Raw genomic sequence first — 22823 nt, 5'->3', positions numbered from 1 at the left:
GACAGAAATAATCGGAATACCAATAATTCCTCCATCGCAACGAAGGAGTGAACATGCCGAGCTATCCCGTCCTTACCGTAGACCCAACCATGTGGGGCCTCCCCGGCAGCCCCGAGCGCATTGCCGCAGAAAGCTACCCGCCACGGAAATTGGCAAGCATTCGCGATGTGCTGAACCTGAAAGCCGAACTGCTGGCAATGCAAGAGGCGAAGATCGCAGCATGTATTGCCCGGAGGAAAGATGGCAGACACGACCGGGATGAACGCGGCACGCCGGTCTGGGAAGGATTGGTAACGGCCGCCATCTTCGAGGTAGAAGCGCCGCGGCATTCCGAGGTTGCAGTATGAGCCGCCTCGACTACCCACGAATCGGCGGCGCGCTTCCGAAGTTCCAGGACCAGGCCAAGAAGGGCCGCGGCCCCCGCTGCAGTGTCACCGGCTGCGGTGAGCGCGCTGTGTACCTGGTGACCGTGCAGACCAACCTGTTCCGCGGCGACGATGAAGTGGCCAAGGCCTGCGGAGCCCACCGCGACAACACGGCGGCGTTGCTTGCCGGCCTGGATGCTGAAGACGTTGCGCGCCAGGTGCCGCGAACTGGAATCGCAGCATGAGCCAACTCCGAACCTTTCTACGTCTTGTGCACATGCGCCGGCGCGCCGGTGCGTCCATGCCGGAATCGGTGCGATGGGCCGTTCGCTTGCTACGTGAAAACTGGCTGTCTGAACGACGCCGCATTACAACTCTGCGCGAAGCCTTTCAACGAGCCGGTCAAGGGCAGCTGTGAAACGGATCCTCTGCCCGTCGTCCCGGAAGATGGCTATTTGGTGCCGTTTTTCTCTGTTGCTCGCTGAGCCCGGATTTCTTGAGCTCGCTCCAGCAGGAGCTGCTTCACGGTCATTTCGACAGTCAAGCCCCGCGCGTTTGCGATTTCCTGAAGCGCGTCGACCGTCTCTTCGTCAAAGTCGAAACTGGTCACGAGCTTCTGAGCGGCCGGATAGTGAGGCACGTCAAGTCCGCCCTCAGCCGGCCCCTTATCAAAGGCCAGCCAGTCAAAACTTACGGCGAGGGTTTTGGCTAGGCGTGCGAGGACCTCCGTCCGTGGCTTGCTGCGGCCCTGCTCATACCGTGAGATCTGCGCAGCGGCCACGCCGCTCACCTCTGCAAGGTCAGCCTGGCTCCACCCGTGTCCTGAGCGCGCCTTGACCAAGCGCTGAGAAATGCCTGTGTTGTCAAGCATAAGAAATAGTCCTAAACAGTATTGACAAGTAGCGAACAGTAGGCAGAATGGGCCCATAACTGTTCAATACTACCTGATACCGACCAGTACCTTCAACTCAACATGACTAAGAAACAAAAACCTAACGTTGCTGTGAGGCTTCCGGATGACCTGCAGGACTACCTGCGTGCCAAGGCGGCGGAGGGACACCGCACCCTCACTGGCGAAATCAACATGCGACTGGAGCAGTCTCGCGCTCTTGACGCACCGGCGTCAGACAGCGCGTCCGACCCGACGCTACCCCCTGAAAAGGCGAAGGGCCTGCAGCGCTAACTGCAGACCCTCCTAGCGAAGAAAGCCTGGCGCTAACCGGGCGGACTTCTTGACCCAGAACCCCTTCAAGGAACGAATCATGCCGAATTTTAAGGCAGGCCCCACCTCGGCCGCAATGAAGAATGAAGCCGCCCTGGAGACAGCAGCAGCGCCGGACACTTTCACCCTTGTCCTGAAGAGCGTTGCAACGCTCGGCTGGGACCTCAACCAATTGCAGCAGGCGGGCGACAAGGCGGGTCTCGAGTGGTCTAGGGTGAGTACGCCCTTTTCGGACAAGCATGTCCCAGGCGAAAAGCGCAGCGTGCCCGTTGCGGCTTTCGTTTACCAGCGCACCGGCGAGTACAGCTTTGGGAAAAGGCAGCAGGAAGTCCGCTTCACCATGGACCTGCACACTCACTCTGCCCAGGCAAATGCGTTGCTTGTAATGCGGAGAGCCGCTGAAGTTATGGCCGACGCGCTCGGTGCCAATATCTTTCTCGAAAACGGCATTCCCGCCTCGGACGAGGCTCTCGAAGACGCTGGCGCGCAAATTTCAATCATTCACCGCAGCCGGCGGGAAGCGGTCGAAACCATCATCCCGATGGACGACGGGACTGTTAGGAAGCCGCATGACCTGGTGCCATGGCGCAGCACGACCGAGACCGCAAAAGGTCGGGTGATTGCCTTCAACAAGTTCGACGTGCAGCCGGAGACTTATTACCGCGGGGTGGGACGAGGCGAGGCCCTCATGCTCGAGATGCTTTCCAACCTGAAGGAACTCACGGAGCCGCGTCGGCATCACCTCGGCATCGCAGAAGCTTTTGCCGAAGCCGCTCACGGAAGCTGGAAGGACGCGGTAAAAGTCCGCGGAAGGAGCCGTGCGAATGTGGCTGCCGGAATGGCCGCTGTCGTAGAAGAAGCGCTGGTGTACTTCGCAAGAAATGCGAACTTCGACCGTTGGTTGAAAGAGAGGATTGCGCAGTCAGACCGCATGGCCCAACACGACGAAGCTGAACAGGCTGTCGAGCGGCAGGAGCGTTCAGTCCGCGCAAAGATCGCCCATGCCAATAAGCGGAAGGGGCAAGCCGTGCAGCCCGCCCCTAAAGTTCCACTAGCCCAGAAGATTTCGGCCGTGTCGGCGCGGAAGGCAGTAGCAGCATGAGCTGGCCCAGCACCACCCACGCGAAGACGCCGGCCGGTCTGGCTGAGAGCTGGGAGCGGTATGCCTCGGACGTCGAGTCCAGCACCGGCGACATGCTGTTCCTGGCCGAGGCCGCAGTGTTCAAGGCCGCCGCCCAGCAGCTGCGCGCCCTCATTCGTGAGGATACGCCCAGCAACCAACTCAAAAGGGAGGCGGTCGAGCCCCCGCTCGCCGACACGCTGCGCCGCATCGGCGACCTGCTGGGCTTGCTGCCCGGCGCCGACCTGACCGTCGACGTCGAGCGCGCGGTCCGTGCCGGCCTGGCGTCCGCCCGGCTGCGCGCCGCGCCGGTCCTCTGGCAATACCGCCTGCGGGAACGCGCCACTGCGCCCTGGGGCCCGTGGCTCCCCGTGCCGGCCAACGAGCTCGACGAATGGCGAGAGCAAATCGCCGAAATGCCCGGGGCAGCGGAGATTCGGCCCCTCTGCGTCGGCGTCGCTGCTGCCGCGCCCACGCGCCGTGGCGCTGGCCAACCTACGGACGAGCGCGCATTGCAGCTGGAGGGCCGGCCGTGACCATTGCCGATCTCACCCCGCCCAGGCTGCTTCGCGCGGTGCCGGCCCGCCCCACCCAGCAATCAGCACCACCCGCGCCGGCGCCGCGGCCGGAAGAACAGGCCGTCGTGCTGGTCGAGCCGGAACGCTTCGTGACCATCCCGATGTTCTCGTCCATCAGTGGCTATACCCAGAAAGCCATCCGCAACAAGATCGGTGCGGGAGTGTGGCTGGAGCGCCGCGAGTGGATTCGCACCCCGGACGGCCGGATATTCATCGACAGAAAAGGAGTCGCGGCATGGCAACTGTGCGGGGTGTAGAAGTTCGGGCGGCCAGCATCCGAATTAACTTCACGGCGGAGGGAGGGCTGAAGCGCAAGACGCTGATGGTCAACGGCGTCCCGATGGCGCCGACGGCCGCCAACATCAAATACGCCGGCCGCCTGGTGGCCGAGATCCGTGCGCTGGTGCGCGCCGGGGCGTTCAGCATGGAGAAGTACTTCCCGGAGGCCGGCACGGTTGGCCGCGGGGGAACGCTCGCCCATCACCTGGATACCTGGCTGAGCCTGCAGAAGGTCGAGTACGCCACTCGCCGCGGCTACATCACCGCCATCAACTATTGGAAGGGTGACCCGAAGCTGCCGAAGCAGCTGGGCGAGAAGCCACTCGAAACCGTCGTGCACAGCGACATCCGCCGTGCGCTCTCTCGCAAAGAGATCTCCGGCAAGACCCAAAAGAACTACCTGCAGGTGCTCATGTCCGCTTTCACTCTCGCCGTCCGGGACGGCCTCATCAAAACCAACCCCTGCGAGGGCGTCAGCGCTGTGGCGTACCAGAAGACCGGTCCGGACCCTTTTGACCTGGACGAGGTCGAGCGCATCGTGGCCTACATGCACGAGCACTACCACCCCTGGGTCGCGAACATGTTCGAGTGGCGCTTCTTCGTGGGCGTTCGCTCAAGTGAGATGATCGCGCTGCGGCGTGGCTCCATCGACTGGAACAAGCGAGTGGTGCAGATCTGCGAGGCGGTGGTGCACGGCCGGCGCAAGCCCACCAAGACGAACACCATCCGACTGGTCGACCTGAACTCCCGGGCTTTGGCCGCGCTCAAGCGTCAGTGCGACCTGCTCGACAAGCCCGACCAAGTCGGAGAGAACGTGTTCCGGCTGCCCAACGCGGGCGCCACGCCGCCGCCGGCCGCCAAGGACAGCCACGCCGAGGCCGAGACGGTATGGCTGAACCCGCGTAGCGGCAAACCCTGGTATGTCGCGAAGGCCTATCTCCAGGTGTACTGGAAGCCGGCCTTGGAGGCCCTGGGCATCCGGTACCGGCCACCGAACACCGCCCGCCACACGTACGCGACCATGCTGCTGATGGCGGGCAACAAGCCGGCCTACGCTGCCAAGCAGATGGGGCACTCGGTCGAACTGTTCCTGAAGACCTATTCGAAGTGGCTGGACAACGGCGAGAACGAGCGCGAGCAGAACCGGCTGGAGAGCTTTATCCGACCCAAACCGCCATTTTTGCCCGCGAGGAATGAGGCCTGACCACCCGGGATGCATACATTCCAGGAAGTAGGATGATCATTCGCAGAAAAAAGGCGGTCAAGTGAGGCACACGACATTAAGCGAGGTCCATTCCTGGCTGGAGAACTTGGAGCAGTTGGTTGAAACTAAAACCTGCGTTTCTCCAGAGTTCCTCCGGCCGTTCCATTTCATCTCGCTTGCCCTAACGTTGAAATCGGAGGGCGCGGCTGAGGTGGTCGTGCCTGACAGCTTGATGGGGTACGCGTCGCGGATGCACCTTTGGGAGGCGGTTGGCATCCGGCCACCGCGGCGTGTTCGCGAACATGACGCTACTGGCAAATTCTTGCCTATCGAGCCGCTGAGATCCCGGACGCATGTCGAGGAATGTTCTGCACGAGTTGCGCAGATCGCCCTCCGCGCCAAGATGGATGACGAGAGTTGCAGCAGTCTCTCCACATCCCTAAGCGAGTTAATTGATAACTGCTTTTCGCACGCAGGGATTGGAGGTGACCTCCACGGGCTTGCTTGTGCGCAGTTCTGGCCACGGGGCGATCTGGTCCAGGTCGCCATTGCCGACATGGGCATGGGCATAAGGACATCGTTCGAAGCAGCGGACAGAGAAGAATTTAAGGAAAGAGCGAAGACCGAAAATTGCTGCACGCTGGCGACGGAACTTGGCGCAAGTAGCAAGCTTGACGGAGGCCATGCTGGCTATGGCCTAGCTCTTGCTCGCCAACTAGCCGAGCAAAACCGTGGAAGTATGTTGGTTTGGTCCGGCACCGAGTGGTGTCATATAAGTAACGGTATGCTCAATGAGGGTGTGAGCAAGGTAGGATGGAAAGGAACTCTTGTTGTTGTTGAGTTCAACACTACAACTCCTCTAAGCACACAACGGGTTTATCAAAGCTGGCCACCAGTACGGGGGTATGCAGATGACGACTTCGACTACGACTACGACTACGACCTTTGAGCTGAATCTCGAAAAACTTGGCACCAGGATGGCTACACGGCCTAACGGGCAGGCCTTTTTGGAAGAGGTGCTTGCGGTGCTGGAATCGCACCAACAGGTTGTTATCGACTTTGGCCAGCGCCCTCCGACGCCATCTTTCGCAGACCAATGCTTCGGCGGCCTGGTGTCGCGCCTTGGCTTTGACACGTTCAAGCGCCGCGTGCACGTTCGTAACGTTGCAGAGTCTGCTAAACCGCTTTTAAAACACGTAATCCTCACGCGTGCGCGTGCCTCATCGCACGGACAGGCGCTCGCCGCATAGGCGCTCGCTAGCTGTCAACGAGCCTGCTTCGGCAGGCTTTTTTACGTCTGCGCAAAAATATTTGTCAGTCAAACCCCTTGCAGTGACCAGCAAGAAGGTTCCCCGAACAATGCGGAGCCCAGGCGCTCGAAAGTAGCTGTACGTGTAACGGCGGTGGCATTACTTCCCCCAGCACTTCCCCAGGAAAAAACCCGCACGAGTCCATAAACGCAAAAACCCTTGCAAATCAAGGACCTGCAAGGGTTGGAAGGTGGTGCGGCTGGCGGGGATCGAACCCACGACCCTTGGCTTCGGAGGCCAATACTCTATCCACTGAGCTACAGCCGCACATCTTTGGCTTTGCACCAAAGAGCGAGATTATGGCCTATTCGGCAATCGCTCCTGCGGCAGCAGGCGATTTAGGCGTCACCACAAAGCCCAGGCCCCTCAGGTAGACGTCGACCGAACGAACGCCGCAATCGACCAGGTCGAATGCATTCACGTCGAGCAGCCAGTTCTGGATCAGCCCGTCGACCAGGGCGTGCAGGCCGTGGGCGGCTGCATCGGCCGGCAGTTCGAGTGCGATGCCGTGGCGCAGCGAGGCCTGTCTCACGCCGCGCTCGATCTTGGCCAGGCAGTCGGCCCGCACCCGCAGGTGGCGTTCTTTCACCGCCGTGAGTTCTTCCACGTATTCGACCTGGTGAGTGGCGATCTCGAACACCCTGCGCATCTGCAGATCGTTCTTCATCAGCATCAACGCCTTTCTGACCGACACCTGGATGTCGGTCACCGGGTCGGTCAGCGGATCGTCGCCCAGATCCTGGATGGTTTCTTCAAGCGGTAACGTGACGCGCTCCATCATGGCGTTGAACAGGTCGGCCTTGTCCTTGAAATGCCAGTAGATGGCGCCGCGGGTGGTGCCCGCAGCGACCGCGATTTCCTGCAGCGAGGTTCGTGAAACGCCCTGCGCATGGAACAACTGCTCGGCCGCGTCCAGCAACTGGCTACGGGTTTGCAGGGCTTCTTCCTTGGTGCGGCGGACCATGTTGCGAGTTACAGTTTTAGGCTTCGAATGGCGAGGACAGGCCGCAGGACTGCGGCCATTTTTACATTCACCATTGTATGTATACTCGCGTTTTCCCTGACCGTAACCATGCGCTACGGTGCGGTTTATGCATGCGGGTCGCCACACGGCGCTGTCCGCCCCCTCTTTTTTCCTAGTTCCCCCGTCTCTGGAAGGACCCTCCATGTCTGTTTCGTGGAAAGCCCCGTTCCCGGCCATGTCCGGTGCGCTGTCGTTGGCGCTGGCCGTCACGCTCGCCCTGTCGGCCTGCGGCAAGAAAGATGAAGCCCCCGCAGCCGCGCCCCCGGGCGGCGGCATGCCACCGCCACAGGTCGGCGTGGTCACGGTGCAGCCGGGTGTCGTCGGCATCGAGACCGAACTGCCGGGCCGCGTCGAAGCCTCGCGCATCGCCCAGGTTCGCGCCCGCGCCGCCGGCATCCTGCAAAAGCGCCTGTTCGCCGAAGGCAGCGACGTGAAGGCCGGCCAGGTGCTGTACCAGATCGACTCGGCGCCCTACGCCGCCACCGCGCAAAGCGCCGCTGCCTCGCTGCAGCGCGCCGAGGCCAACCTGTCGCAGGCCAGCGCCACCGTGCAGCGCTACAAGCCGCTGGTCGAGGTCAACGCCATCAGCAAGCAGGACTACGTCAACGCACAGGCCACCGAAAAGCAGGCGGCGGCAGACGTGGCCGTGGCCAAGGCCAGTGTTTCCACCGCGCAGATCTCGCTGGGCTACGCGCAGGTCACCGCCCCCATTTCGGGCCGCATCGGCCGCTCGCTGGTGACGGAAGGCGCACTGGTCGGCCAGGGTGAAGCCACCCAGCTGGCCGTGATCCAGCAGATCAACCCCGTGTATGTGAACTTCACGCAGTCGGTCGCCGAGGTTTCGCGCCTGCGCGACGCCATGCAGAAGGGCAAGATCCAGCGCGCCGCCGGCTCCGAGGCTGCCGTGGTGCAGATCGTCCAGGAAGACGGCACCATCCTGCCGCAGACCGGCAAGCTGCTGTTCACCGACCTCACCGTCGACGCCACCACCGGTCAGATGACACTGCGCGCCGAAGTGCCCAACCCGGGCGGCGTGCTGCTGCCGGGCCTGTACGTGCGGGTGCGCATCGAGCAGGCGCAGGTGCAGAACGCAGTGCTGCTGCCGCAGCAGGCCGTCACGCGTACCCAGGCTTCCGACACCGTGTCGATCGTCGGTGCCGACGGCAAGATCACGCCGCGCCAGATCAAGATCAGCGGCTCCAAAGGCGCCAACTGGGTTGTCACCGACGGCCTGAAGGCGGGCGACCAGGTGATGGTCGACGGCTTCCAGAAGCTGCAGATGGCCCCGCCGGGCACACCTGTCAAGGCAGTGCCCTGGCAAGCCCCCGGCGCAGCCGCGCCTGCAGCCCCTGCCGCGGCACCCGCCCCGGCAGCCAAGTAACCCGGGAGCGCCTGCATGGCAAAGTTCTTTATCGACAGGCCGATCTTCGCCTGGGTGATCGCGCTGTTCCTGATCGTGCTCGGCGCGGTCTCGATCACGCAGTTGCCGATCTCGCAATACCCCACGGTCGCGCCACCCGCCATCGTGGTCACCGTTGCCTATCCCGGCGCGTCGGCCCAGACGCTGGAAGACAGCGTGATCAGCGTGATCGAGCGCGAGCTGAACGGCTCGCCCGGCATGATCTACATGGAGTCGGTCAGCCAGGCGGACGGCACCGGCACCATCACCGCATCGTTCGAGCCGGGCACCAATCCCGACCTGGCGCAGGTGGATGTGCAGAACCGCCTGTCGCGCGCGACGCCCCGGCTGCCGGCCGCGGTGACGCAGCAGGGTGTGCGGGTCGACAAGTCGCGCTCGAACTTCCTGATGTTCGTCATCCTGTCGTCGGACAATCCGGCGACCGACGTGTTCGGCGTGGGCGATTACGCGTCGCGCAACGTGGTGCCTGAAATCCAGCGGATTTCCGGCGTCGGCCAGGCACAGCTCTTCGGTACCGAACGCTCGATGCGCATCTGGATCGACCCGGCCAAGCTGACCGGTTTCACCCTGTCGGCCGCAGACGTCACCACCGCCATCCGCAACCAGAACGCACAGGTGGCGTCCGGCACCATCGGCGACCTGCCGGCGATTTCGGGCCAGGGCATTTCCGCCACCGTGGTGGTGACCGGCCAGCTGTCGAGTGTCGAGGCTTTCGGCAACATCGTGCTGCGCGCCAACACCGACGGCTCGACCGTCAAGCTGAAGGACGTCGCCCGCATCGAGCTGGGCGCGCAGGCCTACGCCACGTCGGCGCGCCTGAACGGCAAACCCGCCATCGGTATCGGCGTCCAGCTGGCACCCAGCGGCAATGCGCTGGCCACCGCCACCGCCGTGCGCAAACGCATGGGCGAACTGCAGCCGTTCTTCCCGTCGGGCATCAAGTGGGACATCCCGTACGACAGCTCGGACTTCGTGAAGATCTCCATCAAGCAGGTGGCCGAGACCCTCGTCGAAGCCATCGTGCTGGTGTTCCTGGTGATGTTCCTGTTCCTGCAGAACATCCGCTACACCATCATCCCGACGGTGGTGGTGCCGGTCGCCCTGCTGGGCACCTTCGGCGCACTGCTGGCGCTGGGTTTCTCGATCAACGTGCTGACCATGTTCGGCATGGTGCTGGTGATCGGCATCGTGGTGGACGATGCCATCGTGGTGGTGGAGAACGTCGAGCGGATCATGTCCGAGGAAGGCTTGCCGCCGCTGGAGGCCACCCGAAAGGCGATGGGCCAGATTTCCGGCGCCATCATCGGCGTGACCGTGGTGCTGATCTCGGTGTTCGTGCCGCTGGCCTTCTTCAGCGGCTCGACCGGCAACATCTATCGCCAGTTCTCGGCAGTCATGGTGACCTCCATCGGCTTCTCGGCCTTCCTGGCCCTGTCGCTGACGCCTGCACTGTGCGCCACGCTGCTGAAGCCCATCGAAAAGGGCAGCCACCACGAGAAGAAGGGTTTCTTCGGCTGGTTCAACCGCGGCTTCACACGCACGGCGAAGGGCTACGAAAGCATGGTGTCGCGCCTGCTCAAGCGCGCCGCCCGCTACCTGATCATCTATGCCGCCATCGTCGGCGTGCTGGTGGTGGTCTACCTGCGCCTGCCGTCTTCCTTCCTGCCGGACGAAGACCAGGGCAACATCATCGTCAACGTGCAGCTGCCCTCGGGCGCGACGCAGGAACGCACCCGCTCGGTCATCGAGCAGGTCGAGGGTTTCATCCTCAAGCAACCTGAAGTGCGCAGCATGGTCGGCGTGCTGGGCTTCAGCTTCTCGGGCCAGGGCCAGAACGCGGCGCTCGCCTTCGTGACGCTCAAGCCCTGGGACGAACGTGACGGCGCAGAACACAGCGCCAAGGCGCTGGCGGGACGTGCCTTCGGTGCCCTGTCGGGTGTGCGCGACGCGTTCATCTATCCGCTGTCGCCGCCGGCGATTCCGGAACTCGGCACCGCCACCGGCTTCACCTTCCGGCTGCAGGATCGCGGCGGCAAGGGCCACGACGCCCTGCTGGCGGCGCGCAACCAGATGCTGGGCATGGCTTCGAAGTCCAAGGTGCTGACGCAGGTCCGCCCCAACGGCCTGGAAGACGCACCGCAGCTGCGGCTGGACATCGACCGGGACCGCGCCCAGGCGCTGGGTGTCGATTTCGCGGCCATCAACACCGCGCTGTCGACCGCTCTGGGTTCGAGCTACGTCAACGACTTCCCCAACCAGGGTCGTCTGCAACGGGTTGTGGTGCAGGCCGACGCGCCTTTCCGCATGCAACCCGAAGACCTGCTCAAGCTCAATGCGGTCAACACGCAGGGCAAGGCGGTTCCGCTGTCGACCTTCGCGACCACACGCTGGGTGACCGGCCCGACCCAGACGGTGCGCTACAACGGCTATCCGGCCATGCGTATCGACGGCGCGGCCGCTCCGGGCTACAGCTCGGGTGACGCGATCAAGGAAATGGAACAGTTCGCCAAGCAGCTGCCGGCAGGCTTCGGTTTCGAGTGGACCGGCCTGACCCGCGAAGAAAAGCTGGCCGGATCGCAAGCCTCCATCCTCTACGGCTTCGCGATCCTGGCGGTTTTCCTCTGCCTGGCCGCGCTGTACGAGAGCTGGTCCATCCCGCTGTCGGTGATCCTGGTGGTGCCGCTCGGCGTGATCGGCGTGCTGCTGGCGACCCTGTTCCGCGGCTATTCGAACGACGTGTACTTCCAGGTGGGGCTGATCACCATCATCGGCCTGTCCTCGAAGAACGCGATTCTGATCATCGAGTTCGCCAAGGACCTGCAGGCCACCGGCAAGGGCGTCGTCGAATCGGCGCTGGCCGCTGCCCACCTGCGTTTCCGCCCGATCGTGATGACTTCGCTGGCCTTCATGCTGGGTGTGCTGCCGCTGGCCATTTCCAGCGGCGCGGGCTCGGCGAGCCAGCGTGCCATCGGCACCGGCGTGATCGGCGGAATGATCACCGGCACCGCGCTGGCGGTGTTCTTCGTGCCCATCTTCTTCGTGGTGGTGCGCGGCCTGTTCAAGGGCAGTAAACGGCAGCAGCAGATGTATGCGGCCCACGCGAAAGACGCTGGTGTCGGCGAAGAACCGACGCCCGCATCCAAGGACGGACATGACCATGCGTAAAACGCCCCTCGCCCTGGCGGCCATCGCTGCCGCACTGCTGCTGTCGGGCTGCAGCCTGATCCCGACCTACGAACGCCCGGCCGCGCCAGTCGAGTCGGCCTTCCCGCCCGCACCTTCGATCGACGGCGCGCCGGCGCCGGCGAGCGGCGGCGTGGTGGCCACCGACATCAGCTACGAGCAGTTCTTTGCCGATCCCCGCCTGGTCCGCCTGGTGGGCCTGTCGCTGCAAGGCAACCGCGACCTGCAGGTGGTGGCGCTCAACATCGAGCAGGCCCGCGCGCAGTTCCAGATCAGCCGGTCCAACCTGTACCCCTCGGTAGGCCTGGCCGCCAATGCCAGCCGCGCACCGAATACGGTCAACGGCAACCTGACCAACAGCTTCCAGGTCGGCCTGGCAGTCACCGCCTGGGAAATCGACTTCTTCGGCCGGCTGCAAAGCCTGAAGGAGCAGGCTCTGGCAACCTACCTCGCCAGCGAGGAAGGACGCCGCGCCACGCAGACCAGCCTGGTGGCTTCGGTCGCCAACGGATGGCTGTCGCTGCTGGCCGACGAAGAACTGCTCGACCTGTCGCGCCGCACCGTCGCCACCCGCGAAGACTCGGTACGCCTGACCAAGCTGCGGCTGGACAACGGCGTGGCCTCGGCCCTGGATTTCCGCCAGGCCGAATCGCTGGCCGAAACCGCCCGCGCCACGCTGGCGCAGGCGCAACGCCAGCGCGCCCTGGACGAAAACGCCCTGGTGCTGCTGATCGGCCAGCCGCTGCCGACCGACATCCGCGCCAGCCTGAGCGGCAACCGCCTGGCCGACGCTGCTCCGTTCCCGATGCTGCAGGCGGGGCTGCCGTCAGACCTGCTGCAGCGCCGCCCGGACATCCGCCAGAGCGAGCAGCAGCTGATCGCAGCCAACGCCAACATCGGCGCGGCTCGCGCCGCGTTCTTCCCGCGCATCACCCTGACCGCCCAGGCCGGCACCGCCAGCAACGAGTTGTCGGGGCTGTTCAAGAGCGGCAGTGGAGCCTTCAGCATTGCGCCTTCGCTGGTGTTGCCGATCTTCGATGCGGGCCGCAACCAGGCCACCCTGGACGCCTCGCGTGCGGGTCGCCAGATCGCTGTGGCGCAGTACGAGAAGTCGATCCAGACCGCGTTCCGCGAAGTGTCCGACGCGCTGGCCGGTGAAGCCACGCTAGCCGAACAGCTACGCGCGCTTCAGGCGCAGGCAACCGCGGAATCCAGCCGTTTCGAGTTGTCCGACCTGCGCTACCGCAACGGCGTGGCCAGCTACCTCGACCTGCTCGATGCCCAGCGTTCGCTGTTCACCGCGCAGCAACAGGTGGTGCAGACCCGCCTGCTGCAGCGCCAGAACCAGATCGCGCTGTACAAGGCGCTCGGCGGCGGCTGGACCGACCAGGCCGCGATGGCACCTACCGTGGTCCCCATCACGCCGGCAACGCCTTAAAAAGGCACCCGCGCTCATGGGAAACCCCCCCTTTCCGCAGGCCTCGCGGAGGGGGGGCCTCCCTATAATCGTCGGCTGGTTCCGGGACCATTTCCCGCAACCGCCCCCGATAAAAAGCTGAGGACGCCAAGCCCATGAGCGAGACAAATCAGGCCGGACACCGAGAACACCAGGAAAACGTCGTAGACGCGCATACCGGTCCGATCAAGAACCCCAAGCAGTTGCTTGCCGCGGTTTTCTTCTCTTTCGTGGTGCCGATCTTCGCGATCATCGGTTTGGTGACCTATGTCATTTCAGCCAACAAACCGGCCGCCGGCCTGAGCGATGCCGAGCTGCAAAAAGGCGTCGAGAGCCGCATCCAGCGCGTCGGCTCGGTCGAGATCCGCGATGCCAACCGCCCTTTGAAAACCGGCGAGGAAGTCTTCAAGGCCCAATGCACCACCTGCCACAGCACCGGCATGGTGGGAGCACCCAAATATGGCGACAAGGGAGACTGGGCTCCCCGCATCGTGCACGGCTACGCGGCACTGCTGCAATCCGCCCTGCACGGCAAGGGCGCCATGGCGGCGCAGGGCGGCGGCGACTTCGAGGACCTGGAAATCGGTCGTGCGGTGGTCTACATGGCCAATGCGGGCGGCGCCAGTTTCCCGGTACCCAAAAAACCGGAAGCCGCACCGGCCGGCGATGCGGCCGCGGCGTCCGCAACTCCGGCGGATACGGCTGCGCCAGCGCCCGCAGCAGCGGCGACACCCGCACCGGCCGCCAAATAAGCCGGACCGCTCAGGGTCGGGGATGCCGCTGGAAACCGCAGTGCAAGGCCAGTGCTTCGGCGGTCAGGTCGACCGGCTCCCAAAGCCCCAGTTCCACCGCGTCGGCGGCAAACAGCATGTCGAGTGTGTGCACCAGGCCGCAACCCAGCGCGGTCTGCAGGTACAGCCTGCCTGATTCGTCCACCCACGACGCCTGCACCGACCCCGCCGGCTGGCCGGTATGGGCCGTCACCACAAAATCGGGCGCCACTCGCCAGACATAGGGCGCCGCTTCCAGTTCCACATACACACGCTGCGGCCCGTTCTGGAAGAACCAGCGCCCTTGCTCGTCGCCCGCGTAGTTGCGGTTGATGAAACCCACCAGTTTCTCGTGGCGCAACACCGATCCCCGGCTTTGCGGGCTGCCCGGAAACGGACCGGACGCCTGTACAGCGTCGTCGCGCATGTACCAGTCGCCGCGCGCGTCCAGGCCCAGCCAGCCGAAGCAGTCGGGCACGTTGGGCCACTTGGCCATCGCTTGTCTGACGAGATCGTCCATGGGGCAATTCTGTGTCGGTCGACGCAGCCGAACGCTAGCGGATGTGTCCGGCCAGCCATTCGCAGACCGCTACGGGCATGGCGTTGACATCGCCTGGCGGCCGGCGCCCCTGCGGGAAACCGACATGCCCACCCTGCGCAGGCCGCGCCAGCTGGACCCAATCGCCGGCGACCTGCCCTGGCAAGGGGCCGGCCGGCACGAAAGGGTCGTTGAGCGCATTGAGCACCAGCGCCGGCAGCCGGATGTCGCCCAGGCGCGGCGCGGCCGAACAACGTGCCCAGTAATCCTCGGCATCCCTGAACCCGTGCAGGGGCGCAGTGAACACATCGTCGAAGGCGTGCAGGTCACGAGCCGCACGCAGCGCCGCTCCGTCGAACAGGCCCGGGTGCTGCACCAGCTTGGCCAGCGCCTTGGGCTTCATGCTCGACAGGAACATGCGGGTGTAGACCTGCCGGTTGAAGCCCCGGCCGATGGCCATGGCGCTGGAACGCAGGTCGATCGGCGAACACACCGCCGCCACCGCCTGCACGACCTTCGCCGCACCGTTGCCGGCTTCTTCGGCCCAACGCAGCAGGGCATTGCCGCCCAGGGACACACCGGCCGCCAGCAAGGGGCCGCCGCCGTGCGCCTGTTGCAGGCTTTCGAGCATCCAGCCGATTTCTTCGTAGTCGCCGGAGTGATAGGCCCGCGGCGCATGGTTGAGCCCGCCGCCGCAGCCGCGGAAATGCGGCACGGCAAATGCCCATCCGGAAGTTGCCGCCACCGCGGCGAACGCTTCCGAATAATGGCTGTGCGAGGACCCTTCGAGCCCATGGAACAGCACCAGCAACGGACGCGGGCCGGCCTGCAGATCCCGGCGGTCGACAGCGAAATCGACATGAATGAAGTCACCGTCGCGGGTGGTCCATTGCTCCCGGCGATAGGCTGGCGGCTTGCCGTCGCCGCGCCGTGCCGCCACCGCAGACCACACCGTCTGTAGATTGCCTCCGGGCAGCCACCAGGGGGCCTGGTACCGGTCGAGAACCTGCACGGTCGCCGGCGTTCAGTGCAGCGTCTGGTGCGCTTCGGACCGGGGGGGCGCTTCGCCCACCGCCCCCGGCGTGGCGTGGTGGGCCACCAGGCGCCAACCCTGGGCGGTCTTGTGGAAGACGTTGGTGACGACCACGAAACCTTCGCGCGGGCCGTCCGGCAATTCGACGGTCATCTTCTCGATGACGCTGTGCACGCTGCTCGAAAGGCTTTCCACCCGGTGTACATCCTCGATGCGCAACTGGGGCGTGCCCCGTGTGAACAGTGCCTCGAAGCTGGCCCGGATCTGCCCCGCGCCCACCAGGCGCGGCCCGCCGGGATGCACACACACGATGTCGTCCTCGTCGGCCCAGCAAGCCATCAAACGAGCCAGGTCGCCGCTGCGAAGTGCCTCATAGAACTGCGCCTCGACGTCGTCGGGACGGCCGCCCACCGTGGCGGTGGATTTCATACGGTTGCTGCGCATCGGTCGGAGTGGAGCGAGTGAGGGAAAAAGCGAGCATATCCGCTGCCGCCGCGCCGATACCAGTTGATGCAGAAGGCCTACGAGTCGGGGGCATACCCTGTGTCAGACTTCCGGTTTATTCCAGCCCTTGCCGGCCAAGGCCGGAGCGCCCATGCGAAACCTGATTTCCACCCTTCTGATCGCCTCACTCGCCGCGCTGCTCGGCGGTTGCGGCTACAACGATTTCCAGAGCCTGGACGAGCAGTCCAACGCCGCCTGGAGCGAAGTGCAGAACCAGTACCAGCGCCGTGCCGACCTGGTGCCCAACCTGGTCGCCACCGTCAAGGGCGAGGCCAAGTTCGAGCAGGACACCCTCACCCAGGTGATCGAGGCCCGTTCGCGCGCCACCTCCATCCAGGTCACACCCGAGACCCTGAAGGATCCGCAGGCATTCGAGCGTTACCAGCAGGCGCAGGGCCAACTGGGCAGTGCGCTGTCGCGGCTGCTGGCGGTGTCGGAAGCCTATCCCGACCTCAAGTCAAACCAGAGTTTCCGCGATCTTCGGGTACAGCTGGAAGGCACTGAAAACCGCATCACCGTCGCGCGCAACCGCTACATCCAGACGGTGCAGGCCTACAACGTGAAAGCCCGCAGCTTCCCGAGCAACATCACTGCCCGCATCTTCGGCTACGCACCCAAACCGGCCTTCACGGCCAGCGGCGAAGCCCAGAGCGGCAAGGCCCCAACCGTCGATTTCGGCGCTACGCCGCAGCCCGCGCGCTGACAGGAGTCCGAAGGTTTGAGCTTTTTCCCGTATTCGTTCTTCCGCTGCGGCGGGGCGCCTTCCTGGGCCCTGGTCGCGGTATTTTTGCTGGGCCTGTGGGCTCCGCTGGCGCAGGCGCAGAAACTGCAGCCCATCCCGGCGCCGTCGATGCATGTCACCGACAACACCAACACCTTCGACGCCCGCCAGAAGAGTGCGCTAGAGGCGAGACTGGTGAATTTCGAGCAGGCGACCGGTTCGCAGGTCGCCATCCTGATGGTGCAGACCACCGCACCGGAAGACATCGCCGCCTATGCCAACCGGGTGGGCAACACCTGGAAGATCGGCCGCCGCGCCATCGGCGACGGCCTGATCCTGATCGTCGCCAAACGCGACCGCAAGGTGCGCATCGAGGTGGCAAAGGCGCTGGAAGGCGCCGTTCCCGACCTGGCGGCCAAGGAAGTCATCGACGAAGCCATCACCCCGGCATTCCGGGTGGGCGACTACGTGGGCGGGCTGACCGGCGCGCTCGACCGGCTGGAGACACGCATACGCGCCGAAGCCTTGCCTTCGCCGAACCCGCCGGGTCCGGACGCCGCCCAGGCCTCGCTCGATGGCGACGACGGCCCGGGAGCGCCGCACCAGCAGGGTTTCCAGTGGTTCGATCTGGCGGTGTTCCTTTTCGTGGCCGTGCCGCTGCTGGGCGGCGTGCTGCGCCGGGTCATCGGCCGGCGGCTGGGTGCCGTCGTGGCGGCCGGCGCGGTGGGTGGGCTGGCCTTCCTGTTCACCTGGAGCATCGTGGCCGCAGGCGTCGCGGCACTGCTCGCCTGGGGCGTGAGCATGCTGTCCTGGAACAGTCCCTGGCAGCGCAGCGGCAGCAGCCGTTTCCCCGGCGGCGTGGTGGCGGGCAGCGGGCTGGGAAATGTCTTCGGCGGCGGCCTCGGCCGCTCCGGTGGTGGTACGGGTGGATTCAGATCCGGTGGCGGCGGCGACTTCGGTGGCGGCGGCGCATCGGGCGACTGGTAGGCGGGTAAGCGGTCATGGCGAATATTTTCTCGAAACTCGCGCGCATCGTGCGCCACCGCTGGCGTGACGAACGCGACATCCGCAAGGCCCTGCCGCCTGAATTGCTGGGCCGCCTGCAGGCCCGCGTGGCCGCCAGCGAAAAGAGCCACACAGGCCAGATCCGCATGTGCATCGAAGCCGGCCTGCCCACCAGCTACCTGTGGCGCGATGCCACGCCGCGCGAACGTGCGGTGACCCTGTTCGGCAAGCTGCGTGTGTGGGACACCGAAGAAAACAACGGTGTTCTGATCTATCTGCTGCTGTCCGACCATGCCATCGAGATCGTCGCCGACCGCGGCCTGAATCACGTGAACCCGGGCCACTGGCAACATCTGGTGGCGCGTATGGGCGACGCCTTCGGGGCGGGCCGTTACGAGGACGGTCTGGGCCATGCGCTGGACGACGTCAGCGCGCTGTTGCTGGCGTATTTCCCCGCGCACGACGGTGCGCGCGACCGGCCGAACGAACTGCCCGACGCGCCGGTGCTGCAGGGCGATCCGCTGCTGGACTGAGCCTGGTCCGGGACAGTCAGGGTGCCAGGCCGGGCAGCCGCCAGACCCGGCCGTCGCCCACCGCGAACAGCTGCTGACCCGGCGCCGCCGCCAGCACATGGGTGCCGGTGAAACCACCGAAGGCAGGCAGCAGGGTCAGGCCGGGCGCATGGCTGAAACACGGCAGGCGCAGGCTGTCGCGCCCTGGCCCACGCAACCTCACGGCCGGATGCACATGTCCCGCCAGGACCTGCCGGCCGGCCTGCCGTTGCGGATGGTGGCAGCAGGCGAACGGACCCAGCGGCCACGGTTCGTCAACCACCTCGATACCCAGCGAAGCCGGCGGGTCGCCCGCATGGCTGTCGTGGTTGCCGCGCACCAGCACGATCTGCAGGTCGGCATGGGCAAGGCGCCAGGCCTGGAGCGCGGCCAGCACCGCCGGTGTGCGCGATTCGGCCGCATGCAGGAAGTCGCCCAGCACCACCAGGCGTCGCGCCGCCTGGCGGGACAGCAAGGCATCCAGCCGCTGCAGGTCCGAACCGGTGGTGCCCGCCGGCACCGGCAGGCCGCGCGCGCGGAACACCGCCGCCTTGCCGATGTGCAGGTCGGCGATGAAAAGCGTCTCGCCCTCCGGCCACCACAGGGCCGGGTCGGGCAACAGGTGGAGGTCTTGGCCGGCGATGGTGACGGTGCAGGAGTCGAGTACGGAAGACACGTTCGCCATTAGGCCAGCGACACGAAGAACCCATGTTTCGACCTAGCATCGGGGCCATGAAAAAAGCCATCTTCATTCCCGGCAACGGCGGCGGTTCGACCCACGACGAATGGTTTCCCTCGGTGGCCGACGCGCTTAGGCAACGCGGCTGCGAAGTGATCTCCACCGGCACCTGGCCCGACGCGGTGCTGGCCCGCGCGGAGTACTGGCTGCCCTACCTCGAATCCCTCGGCCCGGACGAAAACACGCTGCTCGTCGGCTGGTCGTCGGGCGCCATCGCCGCGATGCGGCATGCGGAAAAACACCGCATCCTCGGATCGGTGCTGGTGGCCGGTTACCACACCACCCTCGGTCTGCAGGACGAAAAGATCAGCGGCTATTTCGACCAGCCCTGGGACTGGCCCGCCATCCGTGCCAACCAGCAGTGGATCGTGCAGTTCAACTCGCCCAGCGACCCGCTGATCCCGATCGAGGAAGCCCGTTTCGTCCACGAACAGCTGCAGAGCGAATATCACGAACTGGCCCACCGCGGCCATTTCCATCCCATGCGGGAATTCCCGGAACTGGTTCACGCGCTGGCGCCCCATTTGTCAGACAGCATCCCGACATGAAACATGAGGCGTCACCCAACCGGATACTGCGGGGCTGCGTTTCCCGGGAACCCACGATGTCAGAACTCCAGTCGTTCCGTTCCGAAGCCTATAAAAACGGTCGGCGTTATCCGTTCGAAGCCCGATTCGACGAGTGCCTGTGGACCGCCACCATCCGCGACGAATCCGGCACACGCAGGGGTGTCATCAGCTGCGAATCGCACCGGTCCGACCTCTGCGGCGATGAGCTGGAAGACGCTGTCTGCGACTGGGTGCACCGGGCAGTGCAGCACGACGTGGGATTTTCCGAAGATCAGTGTCTTCCGGCGTCCGGGCCTCTCGGCAACTGGATATTCACCTCGGCCCTGCAGGTGGAACTGGAACGCGCCAGGACCATGCGCTCAGAACTGGCATTGACGGTGATGAGGTTCGCCGAGGCATATGCGTCCTACCGTGAAGAGCGGGCCGACACGGTGCATCGCCGCGGCTGACCCGTCGTCAAAGCAGGGGCAACGGTCGGGAGGGCTTGCGTTCACGGCGGGGCTTGCGCGGCGCGCCGGCATCGACCGGCGTCAATGAAAAGTCCAGGTCGCGTTTGATTTCCGCCGCCGCCGCCTGCTCCTGCGCACTGGGCGGTTCGGCCGGCTGGGTACGCGGCGGCCCGTTGCGTGGACGCCGGGCCTGCTTTTCAGCCAGCACCTGCGCATCCGGCTCCCGTCCATCGGCCGCGTCTTCCAGCTGCAGCACCATACGGGCAATCCGGTCGGCCAGGTTTTCGTTGGTGAGCTTCTCGCGGAACATCTCGATCATCAGGGGGAACGCAAAAGGACTGGGCCGCTCCAGGTGTTTCACCACCAGTTCCTGCGTCTGCATCTTGCGCAGGCTGCCCAGCAGCTGTGCAATGTCGAGCTCCTGGCTCAACACCTCTTCGTCGGCCTGGCGCAGCAGCATGTTGCTGTCGTCGTATTTCTGGAAGACCTCGAAGAACAGCTGGGCCGATGCCTGCAGCTGACGGTTGCTGCGGCGCTCGCCGGGATGGCTCTGGAAGATCAGGCCCGACACCCGCGCGATCTCCCGAAACCGCCGGCGTGCCATCTCGGTGGCGTTCAGGCTGGCCAGAACTTCCTGCAGCAGGGCCGACGGGTCGTCGGGCAGGAACATCAGATCCGGCAGCAGGCCCGCCCAGTCGCGCGGCGTGGGGCTGATCAGTTCGAGGCCGTAGTCGTTGACCGAGATCGAGAAGGTACCTTTCTCCTGCTGGGCCGCGCGCCAGGCGAACAGGCTGGCCAGTCCGATATGCGCATGTCGGCCGCCGAAGGGGTAGACGAACAGGTGCCAGCCTTCCCGGGTCTTCAGGGTTTCGGCCAGCAGCGTGCCGGGCGTGGGCAGGGCCGACCAGCGCTCCTGCACTTCCAGCAGCGGCCGCACGTTCTTCAACTCGGGCGAATCGAAACGATGCGCCGCCGCCAGCGCCATCTGTTCCACCAGCGATTCGGCCAGCACGGTCGAGATGGCCATGCGTGAACCGCTCCAGCGCGGCACCGTGGGCCGGCCGGCGGTGGCACGTTTCACATAGGCCGTCATCTGCTCGATCTTCACCATCTCGAGCACCCGGCCGGCGAACAGAAAGCAGTCGCCGGCCTGCAGGCGCGAAAGAAAACTTTCTTCCATGGTGCCCAGGCGGGCGCCGTTCTTGATCTGCACCACCATCGACGCATCGCTGACGATGGTGCCGATATTGCTGCGGTGTCGCCGCGCCAGGCGCGGATCGGTCAGGCGCCAGATGCCGTGTTCGTCGGGTTTCACCCGCTGGTAGTCGGGGTAGGCGGCCAACGACGGTCCGCCGCGGGACACGAAGTCCAGGCACCAGTCCCACACTGCATGCGGCAGCGCGCGGTAGGCCGCGGTGCGCCTGACCTCGTCGTAGAGCGCGTCCGGCTCGAAGCCGCCGCCCAGCGCCACCGTGGCCAGGTGCTGCACCAGTACATCGACAGGCTGATGCGGCGACACGCGCCGCTCGACATGGCCGGCGCGGATGGCGGCGCGGGCCGCCGCCGCCTCGACGATCTCCAGGCTGTGCGTCGGCACCAGCGTGATGCGCGACGGCCTGCCCGGCGCATGGCCCGACCGGCCGGCACGCTGCAACAGCCGCGCGACGCCCTTGGGTGAACCGATCTGCAGCACCCGTTCCACCGGCAGGAAGTCCACCCCCAGGTCGAGGCTGCTGGTGCACACCACCGCCCTCAGCGACCCGATCTTCAGGCCCTGTTCGACCCATTCGCGCACACCCCGGTCGAGCGAGCCGTGGTGGATGGCCAGCACACCCGCCCAGTCCGGCCGGGCCTCGAGGATGGCCTTGTACCAGAGCTCGGCCTGCGACCGCACATTGACAAAAACCAGCGTGGTGCCGGACTGGTCCAGCTCTTTCACCACCTGCGGCAGCATGCGCAGCCCCAGGTGGCCGGCCCAGCTGAAACGGGCCGCGTTTTCGGGCAGCAGGGTGTCGACGATCAGGCGCTTGTCGATCTTCCCCTGCACCAGAACGCCTTCGTCCCCCGGCCGACGCGGACCCAGCAAGGTGTCCATCGCTTCCTGCAGGTTGCCCAAGGTGGCCGACATGCCCCACACCCGCAGCGCCGGGTTCCAGCCGCGCAGGCGGGCGATGGCCAGCTGCAGCTGCACCCCCCGCTTGTTGCCGAGCAGTTCATGCCATTCGTCGGCCACCACCAGCTGCACGCCCCGTAGCACCTCGTGCGCATCGGCGCGGGCGATCAGCAGGGTGAAGCTTTCCGGCGTGGTGACCAGGACGGTCGGCAGGCGCCGCGACTGCGCGCTGCGTTCACCGCTCTCGGTGTCGCCGGTGCGGGCGCCCGCGGTCCAGTTCGCGAGGCCCGGATGCTGGCCGGCGAGGTCGTCCAGCGGGCGGCGCAAGGCGGCCAGCGTATCGGCCGCGAGGGCCCGCATCGGCGTGATCCACAAGACCGTGAGGGGAACCGAACGATTCTGCCGGCGCCGCGGGACGGGCGAGATCTCGGCATCGTCTTTCGATTGCAGGCCCGCAAACGCCTGTACCGCGCCAAGCCAGACCGCATAGGTCTTGCCCGCACCGGTAGTGGCATGCAGCAGGCCGGAACGTCCGGACTGCAAGGCTTTCCAGACATCCTTCTGAAAGGGAAACGGCTTCCAGCCGCGGTCGGCGAACCAGCCGGCGACAGCACGGCGCGCCGCAGTCGGGCCGGTCGATGAGGTCATCAAAGCATTGTGTCGTGCGCCC

General features: G+C 65.3%; 25 protein-coding genes and 1 tRNA gene. 18 read left to right on the top strand and 8 right to left on the bottom strand.

Features of this window, described 5'->3' with window-relative positions; genetic code table 11:
- The first annotated feature begins 53 nt into the window (after window positions 1-53).
- Together AC3ANW_RS22995 and AC3ANW_RS22990 are read left to right on the top strand one after the other, a co-directional pair.
- Window positions 54-347 (top strand): hypothetical protein, encoded by a 294-nt coding sequence (locus tag AC3ANW_RS22995; RefSeq protein ID WP_488343134.1) that lies wholly within the window; start codon window positions 54-56, stop codon window positions 345-347.
- Window positions 344-610, top strand: a complete 267-nt coding sequence (locus AC3ANW_RS22990) for a hypothetical protein (protein WP_488343133.1) — start codon at window positions 344-346, stop codon at window positions 608-610. Before AC3ANW_RS22995 ends, AC3ANW_RS22990 begins: the two co-directional genes overlap by 4 nt.
- Window positions 611-816: 206 nt before the next feature.
- Here the strand turns inward: AC3ANW_RS22990 and AC3ANW_RS22985 are convergent, their stop codons facing one another.
- A complete protein-coding gene (locus AC3ANW_RS22985) occupies window positions 817-1236 on the bottom strand; it encodes a helix-turn-helix domain-containing protein (protein WP_488343132.1) in 420 nt (139 codons plus the stop codon).
- Window positions 1237-1338: 102 nt separating this feature from the next.
- Between AC3ANW_RS22985 and AC3ANW_RS22980 the strand changes: the two genes are divergently transcribed.
- From AC3ANW_RS22980 to AC3ANW_RS22950, 7 genes are all read left to right on the top strand, one after another.
- Window positions 1339-1548 (top strand): Arc family DNA-binding protein, encoded by a 210-nt coding sequence (locus AC3ANW_RS22980; protein ID WP_488343131.1) that lies wholly within the window; start codon window positions 1339-1341, stop codon window positions 1546-1548.
- Window positions 1549-1597: 49 nt separating this feature from the next.
- Complete coding sequence (locus AC3ANW_RS22975; RefSeq protein WP_488343130.1) at window positions 1598-2689, top strand: hypothetical protein; 1092 nt, start codon at window positions 1598-1600, stop codon at window positions 2687-2689.
- Window positions 2686-3243: a hypothetical protein gene (locus tag AC3ANW_RS22970; RefSeq protein ID WP_488343129.1), complete on the top strand. Its 558-nt coding sequence runs from the start codon at window positions 2686-2688 to the stop codon at window positions 3241-3243. Before AC3ANW_RS22975 ends, AC3ANW_RS22970 begins: the two co-directional genes overlap by 4 nt.
- On the top strand, window positions 3240-3542 hold the full coding sequence (gene xisR, locus AC3ANW_RS22965; protein WP_488343128.1) for an excisionase family protein: 303 nt from the start codon (window positions 3240-3242) through the stop codon (window positions 3540-3542). The genes AC3ANW_RS22970 and xisR overlap by 4 nt, the downstream gene beginning before the upstream one ends.
- On the top strand, window positions 3521-4768 hold the full coding sequence (locus AC3ANW_RS22960) for an Arm DNA-binding domain-containing protein (protein WP_488343127.1): 1248 nt from the start codon (window positions 3521-3523) through the stop codon (window positions 4766-4768). The genes xisR and AC3ANW_RS22960 overlap by 22 nt, the downstream gene beginning before the upstream one ends.
- Before the next feature lie 106 nt (window positions 4769-4874).
- Complete coding sequence (locus AC3ANW_RS22955; RefSeq protein WP_488343126.1) at window positions 4875-5717, top strand: ATP-binding protein; 843 nt, start codon at window positions 4875-4877, stop codon at window positions 5715-5717.
- Window positions 5674-6018 carry an STAS-like domain-containing protein gene (locus tag AC3ANW_RS22950; RefSeq protein ID WP_488343125.1) on the top strand — a complete coding sequence of 115 codons (345 nt, stop codon included), beginning with the start codon at window positions 5674-5676 and terminating at the stop codon, window positions 6016-6018. The genes AC3ANW_RS22955 and AC3ANW_RS22950 overlap by 44 nt, the downstream gene beginning before the upstream one ends.
- 251 nt (window positions 6019-6269) lie before the next feature.
- On the opposite strand, the gene AC3ANW_RS22945 is transcribed toward AC3ANW_RS22950, so the two are convergent.
- Window positions 6270-6345, bottom strand: a tRNA-Arg gene (locus AC3ANW_RS22945).
- A 37-nt stretch (window positions 6346-6382) separates the two neighbouring features.
- Window positions 6383-7042, bottom strand: a complete 660-nt coding sequence (locus AC3ANW_RS22940) for a TetR family transcriptional regulator (protein ID WP_488343124.1) — start codon at window positions 7040-7042, stop codon at window positions 6383-6385.
- 202 nt (window positions 7043-7244) lie between these two features.
- Between AC3ANW_RS22940 and AC3ANW_RS22935 the strand changes: the two genes are divergently transcribed.
- From AC3ANW_RS22935 to AC3ANW_RS22920, 4 genes are all read left to right on the top strand, one after another.
- Complete coding sequence (locus AC3ANW_RS22935) at window positions 7245-8483, top strand: efflux RND transporter periplasmic adaptor subunit (RefSeq protein ID WP_488343123.1); 1239 nt, start codon at window positions 7245-7247, stop codon at window positions 8481-8483.
- A 15-nt stretch (window positions 8484-8498) separates the two neighbouring features.
- A complete protein-coding gene (locus AC3ANW_RS22930) occupies window positions 8499-11687 on the top strand; it encodes an efflux RND transporter permease subunit (RefSeq protein ID WP_488343122.1) in 3189 nt (1062 codons plus the stop codon).
- Window positions 11674-13143, top strand: coding sequence for an efflux transporter outer membrane subunit (locus tag AC3ANW_RS22925; RefSeq protein WP_488343121.1), 1470 nt, complete (start codon window positions 11674-11676; stop codon window positions 13141-13143). The genes AC3ANW_RS22930 and AC3ANW_RS22925 overlap by 14 nt, the downstream gene beginning before the upstream one ends.
- 134 nt (window positions 13144-13277) lie before the next feature.
- Complete coding sequence (locus tag AC3ANW_RS22920; protein WP_488343120.1) at window positions 13278-13913, top strand: c-type cytochrome; 636 nt, start codon at window positions 13278-13280, stop codon at window positions 13911-13913.
- A 10-nt stretch (window positions 13914-13923) separates the two neighbouring features.
- Here AC3ANW_RS22920 and AC3ANW_RS22915 read toward each other — a convergent pair whose 3' ends face one another.
- Genes AC3ANW_RS22915 through AC3ANW_RS22905 form a run of 3 tightly spaced genes read right to left on the bottom strand, consistent with a single transcriptional unit; the run spans window position 13924 to window position 15931 of the window.
- Window positions 13924-14451: a DUF2946 family protein gene (locus AC3ANW_RS22915; RefSeq protein WP_488343119.1), complete on the bottom strand. Its 528-nt coding sequence runs from the start codon at window positions 14449-14451 to the stop codon at window positions 13924-13926.
- Between the two features lie 34 nt (window positions 14452-14485).
- Window positions 14486-15481, bottom strand: a complete 996-nt coding sequence (locus AC3ANW_RS22910) for a YheT family hydrolase (RefSeq protein ID WP_488343118.1) — start codon at window positions 15479-15481, stop codon at window positions 14486-14488.
- 12 nt (window positions 15482-15493) lie between these two features.
- Entirely contained in the window at window positions 15494-15931 is a 438-nt protein-coding gene (locus AC3ANW_RS22905; RefSeq protein ID WP_488343117.1) for a YybH family protein, read from the bottom strand.
- Between the two features lie 166 nt (window positions 15932-16097).
- Between AC3ANW_RS22905 and AC3ANW_RS22900 the strand changes: the two genes are divergently transcribed.
- The 3 genes from AC3ANW_RS22900 to AC3ANW_RS22890 are packed head-to-tail and all read left to right on the top strand — an operon-like array spanning window position 16098 to window position 18265.
- A complete protein-coding gene (locus tag AC3ANW_RS22900) occupies window positions 16098-16709 on the top strand; it encodes a LemA family protein (protein ID WP_488343116.1) in 612 nt (203 codons plus the stop codon).
- A 15-nt stretch (window positions 16710-16724) separates the two neighbouring features.
- Window positions 16725-17714, top strand: a complete 990-nt coding sequence (locus AC3ANW_RS22895; RefSeq protein ID WP_488343115.1) for a TPM domain-containing protein — start codon at window positions 16725-16727, stop codon at window positions 17712-17714.
- Window positions 17715-17728: 14 nt separating this feature from the next.
- A complete protein-coding gene (locus AC3ANW_RS22890; protein WP_488343114.1) occupies window positions 17729-18265 on the top strand; it encodes a TPM domain-containing protein in 537 nt (178 codons plus the stop codon).
- A gap of 16 nt (window positions 18266-18281) precedes the next feature.
- On the opposite strand, the gene pdeM is transcribed toward AC3ANW_RS22890, so the two are convergent.
- Complete coding sequence (gene pdeM, locus AC3ANW_RS22885; RefSeq protein ID WP_488343113.1) at window positions 18282-18968, bottom strand: ligase-associated DNA damage response endonuclease PdeM; 687 nt, start codon at window positions 18966-18968, stop codon at window positions 18282-18284.
- Window positions 18969-19015: 47 nt separating this feature from the next.
- On the opposite strand from pdeM, the gene AC3ANW_RS22880 reads away from it, so the two are divergent.
- Both AC3ANW_RS22880 and AC3ANW_RS22875 read left to right on the top strand, forming a co-directional pair.
- A complete protein-coding gene (locus tag AC3ANW_RS22880; RefSeq protein WP_488343112.1) occupies window positions 19016-19570 on the top strand; it encodes an RBBP9/YdeN family alpha/beta hydrolase in 555 nt (184 codons plus the stop codon).
- 56 nt (window positions 19571-19626) lie between these two features.
- Complete coding sequence (locus AC3ANW_RS22875) at window positions 19627-20040, top strand: hypothetical protein (RefSeq protein WP_488343111.1); 414 nt, start codon at window positions 19627-19629, stop codon at window positions 20038-20040.
- A 7-nt stretch (window positions 20041-20047) separates the two neighbouring features.
- Here the strand turns inward: AC3ANW_RS22875 and AC3ANW_RS22870 are convergent, their stop codons facing one another.
- The gene (locus AC3ANW_RS22870) at window positions 20048-22801 is read right to left on the bottom strand and encodes a ligase-associated DNA damage response DEXH box helicase (protein WP_488343110.1); all 2754 of its coding nucleotides are present in this window, start codon (window positions 22799-22801) and stop codon (window positions 20048-20050) included.
- Window positions 22802-22823 lie beyond the last annotated feature (22 nt).

The sequence above is a fragment of the Xylophilus sp. PBN-3R genome, assembly GCF_057747805.1.
This window is presented reverse-complemented; position numbering and strand designations above follow the sequence as displayed.